Annotated in this window: 16 protein-coding genes and 2 pseudogenes; 13 read left to right on the top strand and 5 right to left on the bottom strand. The window is 29.4% G+C overall.

Annotation, left to right across the window (positions count from 1 at the left end):
- Positions 1-22 precede the first annotated feature (22 nt).
- The 6 genes from KO506_RS04460 to KO506_RS04435 all read left to right on the top strand — a co-directional run bounded on the left by KO506_RS04460 (position 23) and on the right by KO506_RS04435 (position 3116).
- Positions 23-373 (top strand): hypothetical protein, encoded by a 351-nt coding sequence (locus KO506_RS04460; protein ID WP_215993677.1) that lies wholly within the window; start codon positions 23-25, stop codon positions 371-373.
- On the top strand, positions 363-737 hold the full coding sequence (locus tag KO506_RS04455; protein WP_215993676.1) for a DoxX-like family protein: 375 nt from the start codon (positions 363-365) through the stop codon (positions 735-737). Before KO506_RS04460 ends, KO506_RS04455 begins: the two co-directional genes overlap by 11 nt.
- On the top strand, positions 730-1467 hold the full coding sequence (locus KO506_RS04450; protein WP_215993675.1) for a DUF2071 domain-containing protein: 738 nt from the start codon (positions 730-732) through the stop codon (positions 1465-1467). Before KO506_RS04455 ends, KO506_RS04450 begins: the two co-directional genes overlap by 8 nt.
- 131 nt (positions 1468-1598) lie before the next feature.
- The gene (locus KO506_RS04445; RefSeq protein WP_252726781.1) at positions 1599-2213 is read left to right on the top strand and encodes a class I SAM-dependent methyltransferase; all 615 of its coding nucleotides are present in this window, start codon (positions 1599-1601) and stop codon (positions 2211-2213) included.
- Positions 2214-2218: 5 nt separating this feature from the next.
- Entirely contained in the window at positions 2219-2614 is a 396-nt protein-coding gene (locus KO506_RS04440; protein WP_215993674.1) for a hypothetical protein, read from the top strand.
- Between the two features lie 10 nt (positions 2615-2624).
- On the top strand, positions 2625-3116 hold the full coding sequence (locus tag KO506_RS04435) for a hypothetical protein (RefSeq protein ID WP_215993673.1): 492 nt from the start codon (positions 2625-2627) through the stop codon (positions 3114-3116).
- Positions 3117-3185: 69 nt separating this feature from the next.
- On the opposite strand, the gene KO506_RS04430 is transcribed toward KO506_RS04435, so the two are convergent.
- Entirely contained in the window at positions 3186-6698 is a 3513-nt protein-coding gene (locus tag KO506_RS04430) for a methylmalonyl-CoA mutase family protein (RefSeq protein WP_215993672.1), read from the bottom strand.
- A gap of 151 nt (positions 6699-6849) precedes the next feature.
- Here KO506_RS04430 and KO506_RS04425 point away from each other — a divergent pair, with 151 nt between their 5' ends.
- Positions 6850-7401, top strand: coding sequence for a DUF4136 domain-containing protein (locus KO506_RS04425; protein WP_215993671.1), 552 nt, complete (start codon positions 6850-6852; stop codon positions 7399-7401).
- A gap of 72 nt (positions 7402-7473) precedes the next feature.
- Here KO506_RS04425 and KO506_RS04420 read toward each other — a convergent pair whose 3' ends face one another.
- Positions 7474-8487, bottom strand: coding sequence for a glutamine synthetase beta-grasp domain-containing protein (locus tag KO506_RS04420; RefSeq protein ID WP_215993670.1), 1014 nt, complete (start codon positions 8485-8487; stop codon positions 7474-7476).
- 167 nt (positions 8488-8654) lie between these two features.
- Here KO506_RS04420 and KO506_RS04415 point away from each other — a divergent pair, with 167 nt between their 5' ends.
- Together KO506_RS04415 and KO506_RS04410 are read left to right on the top strand one after the other, a co-directional pair.
- Positions 8655-10838 carry a glutamine synthetase III family protein gene (locus KO506_RS04415; protein ID WP_215993669.1) on the top strand — a complete coding sequence of 728 codons (2184 nt, stop codon included), beginning with the start codon at positions 8655-8657 and terminating at the stop codon, positions 10836-10838.
- Positions 10839-11205: 367 nt separating this feature from the next.
- Complete coding sequence (locus KO506_RS04410; protein WP_215993668.1) at positions 11206-12387, top strand: AIR synthase related protein; 1182 nt, start codon at positions 11206-11208, stop codon at positions 12385-12387.
- Positions 12388-12463: 76 nt separating this feature from the next.
- Here the strand turns inward: KO506_RS04410 and KO506_RS04405 are convergent.
- Positions 12464-12577 (bottom strand): annotated as a pseudogene (locus KO506_RS04405) (glyoxalase); the annotation flags it as partial.
- Here KO506_RS04405 and KO506_RS04400 point away from each other — a divergent pair.
- Together KO506_RS04400 and KO506_RS04395 are read left to right on the top strand one after the other, a co-directional pair.
- Positions 12565-12675: pseudogene (locus tag KO506_RS04400) on the top strand (winged helix-turn-helix transcriptional regulator); the annotation flags it as partial. The pseudogenes KO506_RS04405 and KO506_RS04400 overlap by 13 nt on opposite strands.
- 77 nt (positions 12676-12752) lie before the next feature.
- Complete coding sequence (locus KO506_RS04395) at positions 12753-14060, top strand: sensor histidine kinase (protein ID WP_215993667.1); 1308 nt, start codon at positions 12753-12755, stop codon at positions 14058-14060.
- A 134-nt stretch (positions 14061-14194) separates the two neighbouring features.
- Here the strand turns inward: KO506_RS04395 and KO506_RS04390 are convergent, their stop codons facing one another.
- Entirely contained in the window at positions 14195-14629 is a 435-nt protein-coding gene (locus KO506_RS04390; RefSeq protein ID WP_215993666.1) for a DUF6265 family protein, read from the bottom strand.
- Between the two features lie 70 nt (positions 14630-14699).
- Here KO506_RS04390 and prfA point away from each other — a divergent pair, with 70 nt between their 5' ends.
- Positions 14700-15776 (top strand): peptide chain release factor 1, encoded by a 1077-nt coding sequence (gene prfA, locus KO506_RS04385; protein ID WP_215993665.1) that lies wholly within the window; start codon positions 14700-14702, stop codon positions 15774-15776.
- 138 nt (positions 15777-15914) lie between these two features.
- Positions 15915-16070, top strand: coding sequence for a hypothetical protein (locus tag KO506_RS04380; protein WP_215993664.1), 156 nt, complete (start codon positions 15915-15917; stop codon positions 16068-16070).
- Between the two features lie 161 nt (positions 16071-16231).
- Here the strand turns inward: KO506_RS04380 and KO506_RS04375 are convergent, their stop codons facing one another.
- Positions 16232-17602 (bottom strand): exonuclease domain-containing protein, encoded by a 1371-nt coding sequence (locus KO506_RS04375; RefSeq protein WP_215993663.1) that lies wholly within the window; start codon positions 17600-17602, stop codon positions 16232-16234.
- Positions 17603-17676 lie beyond the last annotated feature (74 nt).

The raw sequence follows: 17676 nt of genomic DNA, 5'->3' as shown, positions 1-17676 counted from the left end.
TGAAAGTTTTAAAATTATAATTATGAAATATATAATTTATTTGGTTTATTTAAATCGATTTATTTTTGGAGCAACAATAATACTTTATGCAACTATATTTTTAGGGTTAATGGCTCAAATTATTTTAGGAGGTTTTCAATTACTAACAGCAATTTTTTTAATGTTCTTATATAATAGAATTAATCAGAGTAGAATTCAACAACAAATAATTTATTGGTGTTTTGTAATTGCATATGGGTTATTGTGGTTTTTAGATTTAATAAACCCTAATAGCGATTTTTACGGTTTTGTTTTTTATATTTTAATTCCTTTGAGTATTGCTGGTTTCTTTACATTTATTTTAGAATCTATAAGAGAAGAAAATGAAAACTAAGAAACTATTTACAAATTTGATTGCTTTTGTTTGGTTCATAAACGGATTTTTCTGCAAAACCTTAAATTTTACACAAAGACATCAAGAAATTGTTGGCAGAATTTTAAATGAAAAGTATTCTAGAGAAATAACTTTTACAATTGGAATTTTAGAAATTTTGATGACAATTTGGATTTTATCAGGAATTAAATCAAGGATAAACAGTATTACACAAATCGCAATTGTAATTACTATGAATGTTATAGAATTTATTATGGCAGAAGATATATTACTTTTTGGGAAATTGAATATTCTATTTGCATTGTTTTTTTGCTCAATTGTGTATTACAAAGAATTCATAATTAAAAATAAAGATTATGTTTAAAAAATTTAAAAATCACCCATTTGCAGTGGAAGCTTTTTTTGAAAGTTCTACTGTTTTAACATTTGCAGTTCCAAAAGAACAATTAGAATCTTTAATTCCTGATTGTTTAACATTAGATACTTTTCAAGATAAATGGGCATTTATAGCAATTGCAATGGTGCAAACAAAAGGCTTAAAACCTAAAGGGTTTCCTAAGTTTGTGGGAAATGATTTTTTCTTAATAGGTTATCGTGTTTGTGTGAGATATACAAACAGTAAAGGAAAAAGATTAAGAGGTTTGTACATTTTAAAATCAGAAACAGATAGCCCAAAAATGACTTTTAGAGGGAATATTTTTACACATTATAATTATACAACTACAGATATAAATGTGAAAAATGAAAATGATATTATAAATATATTTTCTAAAAAATCAGATTTTAAGATACAAGTAAACAAAACAGTAGAAGAAGTAGAATTGCCACCAAATTCGCCTTTTTTAAATTGGAAAGAAGCAAGAAAATTTGCAGGCCCTTTACCTTTTACGTTTACTTATAATAAAGGAACGAAAGAGGTTTTAATAATTGAAGGAGTAAGGCAAAACTGGAAACCAAAACCGTTAAAAGTAGAAGATTATCATTTCAATTTTTTAAATAAATTACAATTGAAAAATTGTGTTTTGGCTAATAGTTTTATCATTGAAAATATTCCATATCAATGGAAAAAAGGAAGAATAGAATTATGGAAATAAAAAGAAAAAAGTTTCAAGGAGTCTTAAATATACTAAGTTTTAACAGACATTTTTATGTAATTGGTTTAAGTGTTTTATTCTTAATAATATTAGGTTGTTTATTTTTTAATGCATCAAATTTTATAATTTGATTGATAATTACAACATTTCTGTATGGACTTTTAATGCCTTTAATTGTTTCTGCTTATGTTTATGATTTTTCAGGATATTATAATTTTAATTGGCTAAATCAATTTTCTATTTCTGATGACGAAGAAAAAACATTTGTAAATATCAATGCAGGTTTTGATGAAACAAGTTTTATCATTAAAAACAAATTTCCAAAATCAGATTTAAAAGTTTTTGATTTTTATAATTCAGAGAAACATACAGAGCCTGCAATTGTAAGAGCAAGAAAAGTAACTTTAGAATACCTTAACACTCAGCAAATAAAATATAATGCTATTCCTTTAGCAGATAATTCTGTTGATATAGTTTTTTTATTATCAGCTGTTCATGAAATAAGAAATAATAAAGAAAAATCTGAGTTTTTAAGTGAATGTAAAAGAATTTGTAAACTTAAAGGAAGGGTTATTATGGTAGAACATTTAAGGGATGTTCCAAATTTTTTTGCGTTTTCTGTTGGTTTTACACATTTTTTCTCAAATAAAGTTTGGAAACATGTTTTTAAGCAAGCAGGATTTAGATTAACAAAAGAAACCAAATTTACGCCTTTTATGTCAATTTTTAGTACAATTAATAATTAACAAATATGGAATTACAACTCAAAATTATAGGAATACTTTTATCAATCTTATCCTTTATACATCTTGGTTTTCCAAAATATTTTAATTGGAAAACAGAATTGAAATCTTTAAGTTTAATCAATAAACAAATGATGACAGTTCATACATTTTTTATAGCACTTGTTGTTTTAATGATAGGTTTACTGTGTTTAACTTCTTCAAAAGATTTAATTCAAACAGAATTTGGTAATAAAATAGCACTTGGTTTAGGTATATTTTGGAGCATTAGGTTGATTTTTCAATTGTTTGTGTATTCACCTAAACTATGGAAAGGAAAGAAATTTGAAACTGCTATGCATTTCATTTTTACGCTGTTTTGGATATATATGAGTACACTATTTTTAACTATCTATTTTCAATAAAAAACGAATTATGAACATCAATCTAAAAGAAAACTGGCAAAAAATAAGAATGCATTTTAGTAAATCTTTTGCTGTAAATATGCACGTTTCAATTGCTTCAGTTGATAAAGACAATCAACCTACAGTAACACCAATTGGCTCTCTTTTTCTGAATGATAATCAAACAGGATTTTACTTCGAAAAGTTTGCCTCCAAATTAAATGTGAATTCTAAGACCAATAAAAAAATCTGTATTTTGGCAGTGAATAGTAGTAAATTATTTTGGTTAAAATCATTATTTAAAATGAGTTTTTCTAATTATCCAGCTGTAAAATTATATGGAGAATTAGGAATAAAAAGAGAAGCTACTGAAAAAGAGTTTAGAGCTTTTCAAAGAAGAATCAGACAAACGAAAAGATTAAAAGGGAGTCAATATTTGTGGCAAGATATGAGTATGGTAAGAGAAATTACTTTTACTAAAGGAGAGAAAATTAACTTAGGAAAAATGACTAAGGAATTATAAATATTATGTAGCTAAAAAATCCGCACAAAAATTGCGCGAATTTTAATATGTATATGAAGGTATTACCTTTTACATATTCCTTCTATATTGTCCACCTACTTTAAACAAAGCATCAGTAATTTGTCCTAAAGAACACACTTTTGTAGCTTCCATTAATTTATCAAAAAGATTCTCGTTCTGAATGGCAGCTTCTTGTAAAATTCTTAATTGATGTTCAACTTCTGTTTTATGAATCGCATTCAGATTTTCTTTGGTTTTAATTTGATATTGCTTTTCTGTTTCAGTAGCACGAATCACTTCAGCAGGTAAAACTGTGGGTGATCCTTTAGAACTTAAAAACGTGTTTACGCCAATAATAGGAAAATCTCCATTGTGTTTTAAAGTTTCGTAATACAAACTTTCTTCCTGAATTTTAGAACGTTGATACATGGTTTCCATGGCACCTAAAACACCACCTCTTTCTGTAATTCTATCAAACTCTTCTAAAACTGCAGCTTCTACCAAATCTGTTAATTCTTCTATAATAAAAGCCCCTTGAATTGGGTTTTCGTTTTTTGCCAACCCTAATTCTTTATTGATGATTAATTGAATCGCCATCGCTCTTCTAACTGATTCTTCAGTAGGAGTTGTGATGGCTTCATCATAAGCATTTGTGTGTAGAGAATTACAATTATCATAAATGGCATACAAGGCTTGCAAAGTTGTTCTAATATCATTAAAATCAATTTCTTGAGCGTGTAAAGAACGTCCAGAAGTCTGAATATGATACTTCAACATTTGTGCTCTTGGATTTGCTCCGTATTTATTTTTCATCGCTTTTGCCCAAATTTTACGAGCAACCCTACCAATTACAGCATATTCAGGATCAATTCCGTTAGAAAAGAAAAACGATAAATTCGGGCCAAATTTATTGATGTCCATTCCACGACTTAAATAGTACTCCACATAAGTAAATCCGTTAGACAAAGTTAATGCTAATTGCGTAATAGGATTTGCACCAGCTTCTGCAATATGATATCCAGAAATAGAAACCGAATAAAAATTACGAACCTGTTTTTCGATGAAATATTCTTGAACATCGCCCATTAATCGCAACGCAAATTCAGTAGAAAAAATACAAGTATTTTGTGCCTGATCTTCTTTTAAAATATCAGCCTGTACTGTTCCTCTCACTTGCGCTAAAGTGTCTTTTTTTATCTGTTGATAAACTTCGGATGGTAAAACCAAGTCTCCAGTTAAACCTAAAAGTAGTAAACCTAAACCTTCATTTCCTTCTGGTAATTCTCCTTGATATTTTGGTCTTTCTATACCTTTATCATCATAAATTTCTTTAAATTTTGCTTCAACTTCAGCCTCAAGATGATGTGCTGCGATGTATTTTTCACAATTCTGATCAATGGCAGCATTCATAAAAAAACCTAACAACATTGGTGCTGGGCCATTAATAGTCATAGAAACAGAAGTCATATGATGCGTTAAATCAAAACCAGAATACAGTTTTTTAGCATCATCTAAACAACAAATAGATACACCAGCATTTCCTATTTTACCATAAATATCGGGTCTTACATCAGGATCATTTCCATACAAAGTAACAGAATCAAAAGCTGTAGAAAGTCTTTTTGCATCCATTCCTAAACTTACATAATGAAAACGTCTGTTGGTTCTTTCTGGACCACCTTCGCCTGCAAACATTCTTGTTGGGTCTTCGCCTGTTCTTTTAAACGGATACAAACCTGCTGTATATGGGAATTCTCCAGGCACGTTTTCTTGTAAATTCCAGCGTAACAAATCTCCCCAAGCTTGGTACTTAGGCAAACTAACCTTTGGTATTTTTGAGTGTGACAGCGACTTGCTGTGGGTTTCAATTTTGATTTCCTTGTCTCTAACTTTAAAACTATAAATAGGATTTTTGTAGTGCTGTACTTTTTCTTGCCAGTTTAAAATGATTTCCCAATTGTAAGGATCTAAGTCTAGTTTTACTTTTTCGAATTGCGCAAATAATAATTTGACAAATTCTTTTTCATCAGCATTAATATGTTCTAAAATGGCATCTTCATCCAATCCAGTTTTAATAATTTCTACGGATGAATTTGTGATAGATACTATAGTTTGATGAATTCCATATAATTTTTGAGTAACAATTACTTGTTCATTTACTTTTTTGTCATAATCTCTATTATCATCAGCAATTTCTGATAAATAACGAACTCTTTTTGGCGGAATTACAAATATTTTTTCAGACATTGCTGAGGTAATTTCCATAGTTGATTTTAAATCAGCTCCAGTTTTTTCGACTAATTTATCCATAATACTTTTGTACAAAGTATTCATTCCAGGGTCATTAAATTGCGATGCAATTGTACCATAAACTGGTAAATCCTCTTGATTGATATGCCACAAATTATTGTTGCGCATATATTGCTTTTTTACATCTCTTACAGCATCTAAAGCCCCTCTTTTATCAAATTTATTGATGGCAACCAAATCTGCAAAATCTAGCATATCAATTTTTTCTAATTGTGTTGCTGCACCAAATTCAGGAGTCATCACATATAACGAAGTATCAGAATGTTCAATGATTTCTGTATCAGATTGTCCAATTCCTGAAGTTTCTAAAATAATTAAATTAAATTCAGCACTTTTTAAAACTTCAATAGCTTCATTTACATGTTTAGACAATGCTAAATTAGATTGACGAGTTGCTAATGAACGCATATAGACACGAGAATTGTTAATTGCGTTCATTCTAATTCTATCCCCTAAAAGAGCACCACCAGTTTTTCTTTTTGATGGATCAACAGAAATAATTCCGATTGTTTTTTTAGGAAAATCAATTAAGAATCTGCGTACTAATTCGTCTACCAAAGAAGATTTTCCTGCACCACCAGTACCTGTAATTCCTAAAACAGGAGTAGAGGCCCCTTTTAATTTCCCCAAAGGGGAAAAAATCTGTTCGAAATCTATATGGTTATTTTCTGCGAGAGATATTAATCTAGCAATAGTGTTGACATCTTTATTTTTTAGATTTTCTAAAACTTTTTCACTTCCTAATTCTAGCAACCAACTACCATCTTCATTACAAACTTTCCCATCATTTTTTGAGTCAGATTGTAGTTCCTTCCCTTTGGGAAGGTTAGGATGGGCTTGTTCGCTTTTTTGTACCAAATCATTAATCATACCTTGTAAACCAAGAGCTCTTCCATCATCAGGAGAATAAATTCTTGTAATTCCATAATCCATTAAATCCTTAATTTCTTCAGGAAGAATTACTCCACCTCCACCACCAAAAATTTTGATGTGACCAGCACCCTTTTCTTGCAATAAATCGTACATATATTTAAAATACTCATTATGACCTCCTTGATAAGAAGTCATTGCAATAGCATTCACGTCTTCTTGAATAGCACAATTAACTACTTCTTCTACTGATCTATCATGCCCTAAATGAATAACTTCAACTCCTGTAGATTGAATAATTCTACGCATAATGTTTATAGCAGCATCATGACCATCAAAAAGTGAAGCAGCAGTTACAATACGTATTTTATGATTAGGTTTATAGGTAGATGTTTGTTTCATTCGTAATAAATGTTTAATTTATGTCTTGCAATTTAAGGAATTTTCAAAATAAAGTTTAATCTTATGAATATTTAATTATTTTATAGCTTTTATTTGTTTGATGTTCTTAGTTTGGCATATTTTTTGATAAATTATAGCTAAATTTAATCTTATGAAAACTCTAAAATTATTATCATTATCATTATTTCTATTAGTTGGGTTGTATTCTTGTAATACTGTAAAGGTGGTTACAGATTATGATACAAAGGTAGATTTTAATCAATATAAAACTTTTGCATTTTATAAAACAGGAATTGATAAAGCTGAAATTTCTAGTTTAGATAAAAAAAGAGTTTTAAGAGCAATTGAATCTGAATTGTTAGCACAAGGGTTTACAAAATCTGAAAATCCGGATATGTTAGTGAGTATTTTTACAAAATCGAGACGTAAGGTAAACGTCAATCTGAATAATACTTTTGGTTACGGTTTTGGTTGGGGATGGAATCCTTACAGGTGGAATGGTATGAACAACAATCTAAATATAAATGAATATACAGAAGGTACCTTGTTTATCGATTTTATTGATAAACAAAAGAAAGAATTAGTTTGGCAAGGTATTGGAACTGGTGCTCTAAAACTAGATAATGTAGAGAAAAAAGAAGAACGAATTAAGTTATTTGTAAAAGAAATTATTTCAAGGTTTCCACCAGAGCAAATTAAATAGTTCAAAAGAAGTTATAATAAAAAACGCTAACATTTATTTGTTAGCGTTTTTTTTGATTTATACTTAAGATTATTATTTAATCGGTTTAACCGTTTTAATAATTCTAGCAGCAATTTTGTATGGGTCTCCGTTTGAAGATGGACGACGATCTTCTAACCAACCATGGTATCCTTTTTCTACAGCGATAATTGGAATACGGATAGATGCTCCTCTATCTGAAACTCCCCAAGAGAAATCACTAATAGATGCAGTTTCGTGTAAACCAGTTAAACGTTGTTCATTGTGCTCACCATAAACTTCAATATGTTCTTTAGTTAAAGGACGGAAAGCTTCACAGATTTCTGCGTACTTTTCTTTAGAACCACATTCTCTTAAAATAGAGTTAGAGAAGTTTGCGTGCATTCCAGATCCATTCCAGTCTCCTTTAATCGGTTTTGGGTGGTATTCAATGTACCATCCATACTTTTCTGTTAAACGATCTAGTAGGTATCTAGCAATCCAAATTTCATCACCTGCTTTTTTAGCACCTTTTGCAAACAATTGAAATTCCCATTGTCCAGAAGCAACTTCTTGATTAATACCTTCAAAGTTTAATCCAGCATCAATACATAAATCAGCATGCTCTTCTACGAAATCTCTACCAAAAGTATTTTTACCACCTACAGAACAGTAGTACATTCCTTGAGGTCCTGGATAACCACCTACAGGGAAACCTAAAGGTAATTGTGTTTTAGAATCCATAATAAAGTATTCTTGCTCAAAACCAAACCAAAAATCATTATCATCATCTTCAATAGTAGCACGACCATTAGATTCGTGTGGAGTTCCATCAGCACTTAAAACCTCAGTCATTACTAAGTATCCATTAATACGAGCAGGATCTGGATAAATTGCAACAGGCTTTAAAATACAGTCAGACGCTCCTCCAGAAGCTTGCTTTGTAGATGACCCATCAAAAGACCAATTACCTAATTCTTCAACTGTTCCTTTAAAGTCTTCATGTTCTTCAACTTTGGTTTTACTTCTCATGTTCTGAGTTGGATAGTATCCATCTAACCAAATGTATTCTAATTTAATTTTTGCCATAATTATTTATTGTGTGTGATGTTAATGTTACAAAAATGGCTTTTTTTGTATTGATATCAAAAAAAAAGGGGGGTAAAAATTGAAAATGAATAAAAAATAATTTTATCCCTATTTTTTATGGGGTATATTTGTTTAAAAAATAAAAATTACCCTTTAAAAATCATATTATGTCAACAATTAGATTTTCTGCGTTGCAAGAAATATTGAATAGAAGTGCTAAAAAAGTGCAAGAAAATGAAAAAAGATCGGTTTTGTTTGGCAAAAATGTATTTAATAAACACGCAATGCAACAGTATCTTACAAGAGCTGCATACGAAAGTGTTATGAATGCGATTGAAAAAGGAACAAGAATTGACCGAAAAATAGCAGATCAAGTTGCTGTGAGTATGAAAGATTGGGCTATCTCTAAAGGTGCTACACATTATACTCATTGGTTTCAACCTTTAACAGGTGCAACAGCAGAAAAACACGATGCTTTTTTCGAATCTATAAACGGAAGTTTAGCTATAGAAAAGTTTGATGGTGAACAATTGGTTCAGCAAGAACCAGATGCTTCTAGTTTTCCAAATGGAGGAATTCGAAATACTTTCGAAGCTAGAGGTTACACAGCTTGGGACCCTACATCACCAGCATTTATTTACGAAACAACTTTGTGCATACCTACGATTTTTGTTTCTTATACAGGGGATGCTTTAGATAATAAAACACCTTTATTAAGAGCTTTACAAGCTATAGATATACACGCAACTGCAGTTTGTAAATATTTTGATAAAAATGCAACCAAAGTAAATGCAACTTTGGGGTGGGAACAAGAGTATTTTTTAATAGATGATGCACTTGCATATTCTAGACAAGACATTTTAATGACGGGTAGAACGCTTTTGGGTCATATACCCGCAAAAGGTCAGCAATTAGATGATCATTATTTTGGTAGTATACCTGCAAGAGCTATGAGTTTTATGCAAGATTTAGAGCAAGAATGTATGTTGTTGGGTATTCCTGTAAAAACAAGACATAATGAAGTTGCACCAAATCAATTTGAATTGGCACCCATTTTTGAAGAAGCAAATTTAGCAGTAGACCATAACTCTCTATTAATGGATGTGATGCATAAAGTGTCTAGACGTCATCACTTTAAAGTGCTTTTTCACGAAAAACCATTTGTAGGTATAAATGGTTCTGGTAAACATAATAATTGGTCTTTATCAACTTCAGATGGTACAAATCTGTTAAGTCCTGGTAAAACACCAATGAAAAATTTACAATTCTTAACTTTTTTTGTAAATACAATAAAAGCAGTTTACGAAAATGAAGAATTATTAAGAGCTTCTATAGCCTCTGCAAGTAATGATCATAGGTTAGGAGCCAATGAAGCACCACCTGCAATTATATCTGTTTTTATTGGTAGTCAGTTGTCTAGAGTTTTAGATGAGTTAGAAAATGTAACCATAGGTAAATTATCTCCACAAGAAAAAACAGATTTAAAACTAAATATTATTGGTAAAATACCAGTAATTTTATTAGACAATACAGATAGAAATAGAACTTCGGCTTTTGCTTTTACAGGTAATAAATTCGAGTTTAGAGCAGTAGGTTCATCAGCCAATTGTGCAATACCAATGACAGTTTTAAACACTATTGTTGCAAAACAATTAAAAGAATTTAAAATTGAAGTAGATAATCTTATAGAAAGTAAAAATTTAAAAAAGGATGAAGCTGTATTTAATGTATTAAGAGAATACATTAAAGCTTCAAAAAATATTCGTTTTGAGGGCGATGGTTATGGAGATGCTTGGGAAAAAGAAGCAAAAAAACGAAAACTAAGTAATAATAAAACTACGCCAGAAGCATTAAAAGTAAAAGTTTCTAAAAAAACAATTGCTTTATTTGAAGAAATGAATGTAATGAACAATGTAGAGTTAGAAGCAAGATATGAGATTGAATTAGAAGAATACACGAAACGTTTGCAAATAGAGAGTAGAGTTTTAGGAGATATAGCAAGAAACCATATTGTACCAACAGCTATTAATTATCAAAATACGTTATTAGAAAACACCAAAAATTTAAAAGAAATTTTTGGTAACGAATTTAAGAAGATTGCTAAAGAACAAATCGAATTGATAATGATTATCTCTAATCATATTACAGAAATAAATGCTTTAACCAATAAAATGATTGATGAACGCAGAAAAGCAAATAAACTACAAGGATTAAAATCTGCTCAAGCCTATTGTAATAAAGTAAAACCATTTTTTGATGATATTAGATACCATTGTGACAAGTTAGAAACTATGGTAGATGATAACTTGTGGCCACTAACAAAATACAGAGAATTATTATTTACAAGATAATATACTTTTAGGTATTGAGTTTATGAGGTTTTGGGCGTTTTAACGGGCTTTCATTACTCGCTTTTTTTGCTGAAAAAGCAAAAAAGAGCTAAAACAAACCATTCAATCCCTAACGCATATAGCTTACCTAAAAAGGAAGTAATTTTAAATAATCAACAGTATTAAATACCTCACAGTTTTTTTTGTACTGAATTTATTTCACTATTAAAAGATGTGAGGTTTTTTCTAATAAATAAACTTTTTTTTTGAAAAAAAAATATTTTGAGCTTTTTGTAAAAGCTTTGCTCCTTTGCTAGTAAACATTCATTCAGATTTCTACTGTTTTTTTCAATCAAAAACCTAAATTTGCAATTCACAATACAATAATATGAGTCAAGAAGTTTCTAAAAGATACGCACAAAGAGGTGTTTCTGCATCAAAAGAAGATGTGCACAATGCAATTAAGAATATAGACAAAGGTTTATTTCCGAAAGCATTTTGTAAAATAGTACCAGATTATTTAACTAATGACGATGATTATTGCTTAATAATGCATGCAGATGGTGCAGGTACAAAATCTTCTTTAGCTTATATGTATTGGAAAGAAACCGGAGATATTTCTGTTTGGAAAGGTATTGCACAAGATGCTTTAATAATGAATATAGACGATTTATTATGTGTTGGTGCAACAAATAATATCATGTTATCATCAACCATTGGTCGTAATAAAAGTAAAATTCCTGGCGAAGTTTTATCAGCAATTATAAACGGAACAGAAGAGTTAATTGAAGATCTTAAAGGTTTTGGAGTAACAATCCATTCAACTGGAGGAGAAACTGCAGATGTTGGTGATTTGGTGAGAACAATTATTGTAGATTCTACAGTAACTGCAAGAATGAAACGTTCTGATGTTATTGATAACGCAAACATAAAAGCTGGTGATGTAATTGTTGGTTTAGAATCTTTTGGACAAGCAACTTACGAAACCGAATATAATGGAGGTATGGGTTCTAATGGCTTAACATCTGCAAGACACGATGTTTTTCATAAGTATTTAGCAGATAAATATCCAGAAAGTTTTGATGCAGCTGTACCAGAAGAATTGGTATATTCAGGAGGTACTAAATTAACAGATGAAGTAAAAGATTCTCCTATTGATGCAGGTAAATTGGTTTTATCACCAACAAGAACGTATGCGCCAATTATCAAAGAAATTTTAAATAATTTTTCTTCGGATAAAGTACATGGAATGATTCATTGTTCTGGAGGTGCACAAACCAAAATATTACATTTTGTTGATGAGTTACACATTGTAAAAGATGATATGTTTCCAATTCCGCCATTATTTAAATTAATACAAGAACAATCTAAAACAGATTGGAAAGAAATGTATCAAGTTTTTAATTGTGGACATAGGATGGAAATTTATGTTACTCCAGAAATTGCAGAAGACATTATTTCTATTTCTAAATCTTTTAATGTTGATGCTAAAATTGTAGGTAGAGTAGAAGCATCAGAAACAAAAAAGTTAACTATTAAAAGCGAGTTTGGTGAATTCATTTATGAATAATCCCAAATTTTAAAATATTTAAAAACCTCTAATTCTTATCAATTTAGAGGTTTTTTATTATAGAAATAATTCCTAATTAATTCTTTTGATAAGCGCCAGAAGAATACGTTAACTCATAACTGTGAGTATAGATTTCAAAAACAATTCCAAAAGGATCTTTTACATAACACATTTTAAAAGATTTATCCTGTTGTGCCTCCAAAAGTTGAATATTGTTTAAAAAATAGAGGTAAATCTTTAGAGCAAATTTTAAGAAGTTTAGATAAAAGGGGCTTAGAAGATTGTTAAAGTTCAATAAATAGATGAATTTTATTTTATAAAAACCGTAATTTAGGCACATCAAACTATCAGAAAAAGAAATTTATATGACTAAGAAAGAGTTAAATAAAAAAGAAAATGACGGTTCTAGAAAAGAAGAAACCAATTCTATTATTGAGCGTCAATTACGTTTTCAAGATTTATTAATTAGTATTTCAACCAAATATATCAATTCAGATTTATCGAATATAGATGAGTTGGTTGGTAAATCTTTAAAACAAATAGGAGAGTTTGTAGAAGCAGATAGAAGTTATGTTTTTTCTTATGATTTTGTAAACAATACTACAAGTAATACTTATGAATGGTGTGCAAACGGAATTGAGCCAGAAATAGAAAATTTACAAAATATTCCCATAGATTATATAACACATTGGTTAGAAGCGCACAGAAAAGGAGAGGCTTTTTATGTAGAAGATGTTAGCCAGTTGCCCAAAGATGGAGAGTTTGGTTTACGTGCTATTTTAGAACCACAAGGCATACAAAGTTTAATTGTAATTCCTAAAATTAAAAACAATGAATTAATTGGTTTTATAGGCTTTGATTCTGTTAGAAAAATAAATAAATATGCAGAAAATGAAAAAGATATACTTTTTGTTTTTGCAAATATGTTAGTCAATGTAATTCAAAGAAAAGAACAAGAAGAGCTTATAAAAAAACAAGAACAAAAAAAGGAAGAATTATTACAAAACTTATCAGCACAAAACGAAGAGTTAAGTAAATATGCTCATGCTGTTTCTCATGATTTAAAGGCTCCTTTAATAAATATTCAAACGTTAATAGATTGGTTTTTAGAAGATAATAGAGATAATGTTCCTAATGATTTTTTAGAGCTTTTAAAAGAAACATCTTTTAATGTTGAAAAAATGAACTTCTTAATTAAAGGTATTTTAGATTATTCTACCATAGATAGGTTAGATACAGATGATAGAGATATAGAATTTAATGTAATGGTTTCAGATATTGTTAATGGGATATCAAAACCAGATCATGTAAAACTTACAATTCAGAAAGATTTACCAACTATACATGGAAATTTATGGAGGTTTGAACAAATATTTATCAATTTAATAGAAAATGCAATTAAATATAGTGATAAAGAAGAAGGCCTGATTGAGGTAGGTGTAACTGATAAAAATGAATATTACGAATTTTTTGTTAAAGACAATGGTATAGGTATTAATCCAGATTATTTTGATAGGATTTTTAAAGTTTTCACCAAATTAGAGAGTGTTAGTTCTTCTTCTGGAATAGGATTATCTATTGTTAAAAAAATAATTAATTATTATAAAGGTGATATTTGGTTAGAAAGCCAAGAAGGTAAAGGAACTACATTTTATTTTACCATTTTAAAATAGCATAAACCTGATTTTTAAGTGTTTTTTCTCAAAGAATCTGATTGATTAAAGTACTTAATAAACATACACACTTTATGGTTTAGTACTTTTTTTAAAGTGATAATATTTTGACTATTATTAAAATTATTAATGGTTTAATTAACCTTATCAAAAATAAAATCAATTCTAAAATCATCAGAAGAAACAGATGCTTTTAACTGCTTGTTGTCTAAAATGTATTTTATTCTATTAGGGAATTCGTTCTTCGGATTTTCGCTTACAAAAGAAGTATCAGTTTGTTCTATAAATTTAAATAAAGTTGGTTTTTCATTTACGCCTTTAACCTCTAAATACAGAGTATCTTTAATAGTAATAATACTCAAAATTTCTTGAAAAGACCTAGTTTTACCTTTCATTGTATAACCCATTCCTACTAAATTAGTGTTCCAAATTTCGTAAGTTTGGCTACCAGGTTTGTCATTTAAACGTTTCCATTCACCAATTAAAAAAGTAGGTTTTTGTTTTTTTTTGATATTACTGTTGCAAGAAAATATCAATAAAAATGAACATAAAATAAGTAGCTTTTTCATAAAAATAGATAGGTTTTTTCAAAGATACCCATAAAAATTGTAAATTCGCAATCCAAGAAAAGAGGACAAGATGTTAGATAAATTAAGAATTGTAAAACAACGTTATGATGAGGTTTCTGATTTAATTATTCAGCCAGAAATCATTATGGATCAAAAACGTTATGCACAATTAATGAAAGAGTATAAAGATTTAGGTGATGTTGTTAAGAAAGGTGCTGAATACAATACTCTAATGAACAATATAGAAGAAGCAAAAGAAATTATTGCTGATGGTTCTGATGCTGAAATGACAGAAATGGCAAAAATGGAAATTGATGAAGCTAATACTCGAATTCCGCAATTAGAAGAGGAAATTAAATTCTTGTTAATACCTAAAGATCCAGAAGATTCTAAAAATGCAGTTGTAGAATTACGTGCAGGTACAGGAGGTGATGAAGCTAGTATTTTTGCAGGAGATTTATTTAGAATGTACACAAAATATTGCGAAGGTAGAGGTTGGAAAGTTTCTACTGTAGATTATTCAGAAGGTACAAATGGTGGTTTTAAAGAAATTCAATTTGAAGTAAATGGAGATGACGTTTACGGAATTTTAAAATTCGAAGCAGGCGTTCATCGTGTGCAAAGAGTACCACAAACAGAAACACAAGGTCGTGTGCATACTTCTGCAGCAACTTGTATGGTTTTTCCAGAGGCAGAAGAATTTGATGTAGAGATTAATCCAAAAGAAGTAAGAATCGATTTTTTCTGTTCTTCAGGTCCAGGAGGTCAATCTGTAAATACAACCTATTCTGCTGTTCGTTTAACACATATTCCTACAGGTTTAGTAGCTCAATGTCAAGATCAAAAATCGCAGCATAAAAATAAAGAGAAAGCTTTTAAAGTTTTACGTTCTCGTTTATACGATTTAGAATTGGCTAAAAAACAAGCAGAAGATGCTTTAAAACGTGGTTCTATGGTTTCTTCTGGAGACAGAAGTGCAAAAATTAGAACTTACAATTATGCACAAGGTCGTGTTACAGATCACAGAATTGGTTTGTCTTTATACGATTTACCTAATATTATGAATGGCGATATTCAGAAAATTATAGATGAATTAATGTTAGCAGAAAACACAGAAAAATTAAAAGAATTAGGAGACGGAATTTAAGCTTACTTTTCTTTCTAAAATATTCAAATCTCAAAATTTTACATTTTGAGATTTTTTATTTGCGTTACTTTTTAAATGAAATGCATTAATCTACACAGTACAAACCTTATACTTTTGAAGAAACCAAAAATAAAAATTATGATTGCTACAAAAATTTTAGGATTAACTGCAGCTGTAAGTAAAAGTAAAAAGCTAAAAATTGCATTACTATTAACAGAAGTTGCTTTGTTAACCATGGCTTTTAAAAAAGAGAATAATTTAGAGAAAAAAAAGCTTGAAAATAAAATTGTTTAAGGGAGTTAAAGTAAAAGTTAGCTCTAGAAATTTTTATTTTATTGGGGGATGAAATAAGCAAAATAGAGACAGTAATTTTTATGAATACAAACAGAACCTCAAAAAACGCTTTACGGATATTTTGGGTTTTTGTTTTTTTAAAATTAAGAGTTTGCTTAGTTTTATTTAGCGATAACTTTGTTTCTCTCTTTTTTCTTTAAATAAGAACCAATAATTCTATGAATGTCTCTATTGTCTTTTTGAGGTTGAACAAAAAATAAATAGTCTTCTGGATTTGTTAATTGTTCTGATTGATGCTTATTTACATAGCCAAAACCTTTGTAAATTCCGTCTAAAATTAAGGCAAAACCAATTTCATTCTTAGTTCTTCCAATTTCTTTAATCACCAAATTTTCAGCTCCAATTCCTATTGATTTTATTGCTTCTTTTACACGTAAATTGTAATCTTCTACAGACTCTTTATTGCAACAAATACCTTTACATTCTTTTATTTGATAATGGAAACAAGTACTTACATTAGTTTGTAAATGACAGTATTTTGGGCACAATTCAAACTCTTTACACAAATTTTCTAAATGATTTCTAACCTCAGAAACATTGTAATATTTGGTTAACGGATTTGGTACTAATTTTAAGCGATTATAAGCCAAATGCAAAATTCCTTTTTGGTCTTCGTAAGAAAATAAGCCAATTGCTTCTCCAGATTTTCTTTGGGCTCTATTGTATTTTGGGTAAATATGTTTTATTTCTGATGATTCGTACAAAAGCGCTAATAATTCACTGCCAGTTTTCACATAAGAAATATCAGCAGTTTCTAAACACATATTCTGCTCTTTCTTTTTTTTATCGTAAAAATGACTGATAACTCTTTGCTTTATATTATTGGCTTTACCCACGTAAATAACTTCTTTGGCTAAATTTTTAAAATAATAAACGCCAAAAGTTTCAGGTAAATTATCTACTACTTTTTTATCTAAAAGCGGAGGTAAAGTAGCTTGTCTAGATCTTGGATTTAAAAAAGAATTGATGATGAATTTATCATCTCTTTCAATTAATCTTCTAAACAATTCTGTTGTGGCTTCAGCATCTCCTTTTGCTCTGTGCCTACCATTAATGGGTATATTTTCATCAGTACAAATATTACCTAAACTATATGAGTTTAATCCTGGAATTATTTTTCTTGATAAACGAACTGTACAGAGTTTTTTACGCTTAAAATCGAAACCTAAACTTTTAAATTCTGCCTGAATAATATTGTAATCGAAGTTTACATTATGTGCCACAAAAATAGTGTCTTCTGTAATTTCTGCTACCTTTTTTGCTATTTCATAAAACTTAGGTGCATTTCTAACCATTGCATTTGTAATACCTGTTAAATTGGTAATAAAGGGTGGTATATTTTGCTCAGGATTTACTAATGATGTAAACTCATCTACCACAACTTTTCCATCAAAAACAAAAATAGATATTTCAGTTATTTTCTGACCTTTATATCCATTTCCTGTGGTTTCTATGTCTACTACAGTGTACAATACTTTTTTTAAATTGAGTTATTAAATGTTTTTTTACTTAATTTAAATTGTCACCAATTTATTGTTGTGTTTTA

Origin of the sequence: Polaribacter vadi (assembly GCF_018861005.1) — a bacterium.
GTDB classification, from domain to species: domain Bacteria; phylum Bacteroidota; class Bacteroidia; order Flavobacteriales; family Flavobacteriaceae; genus Polaribacter; species Polaribacter vadi_A.
This window is presented reverse-complemented; position numbering and strand designations above follow the sequence as displayed.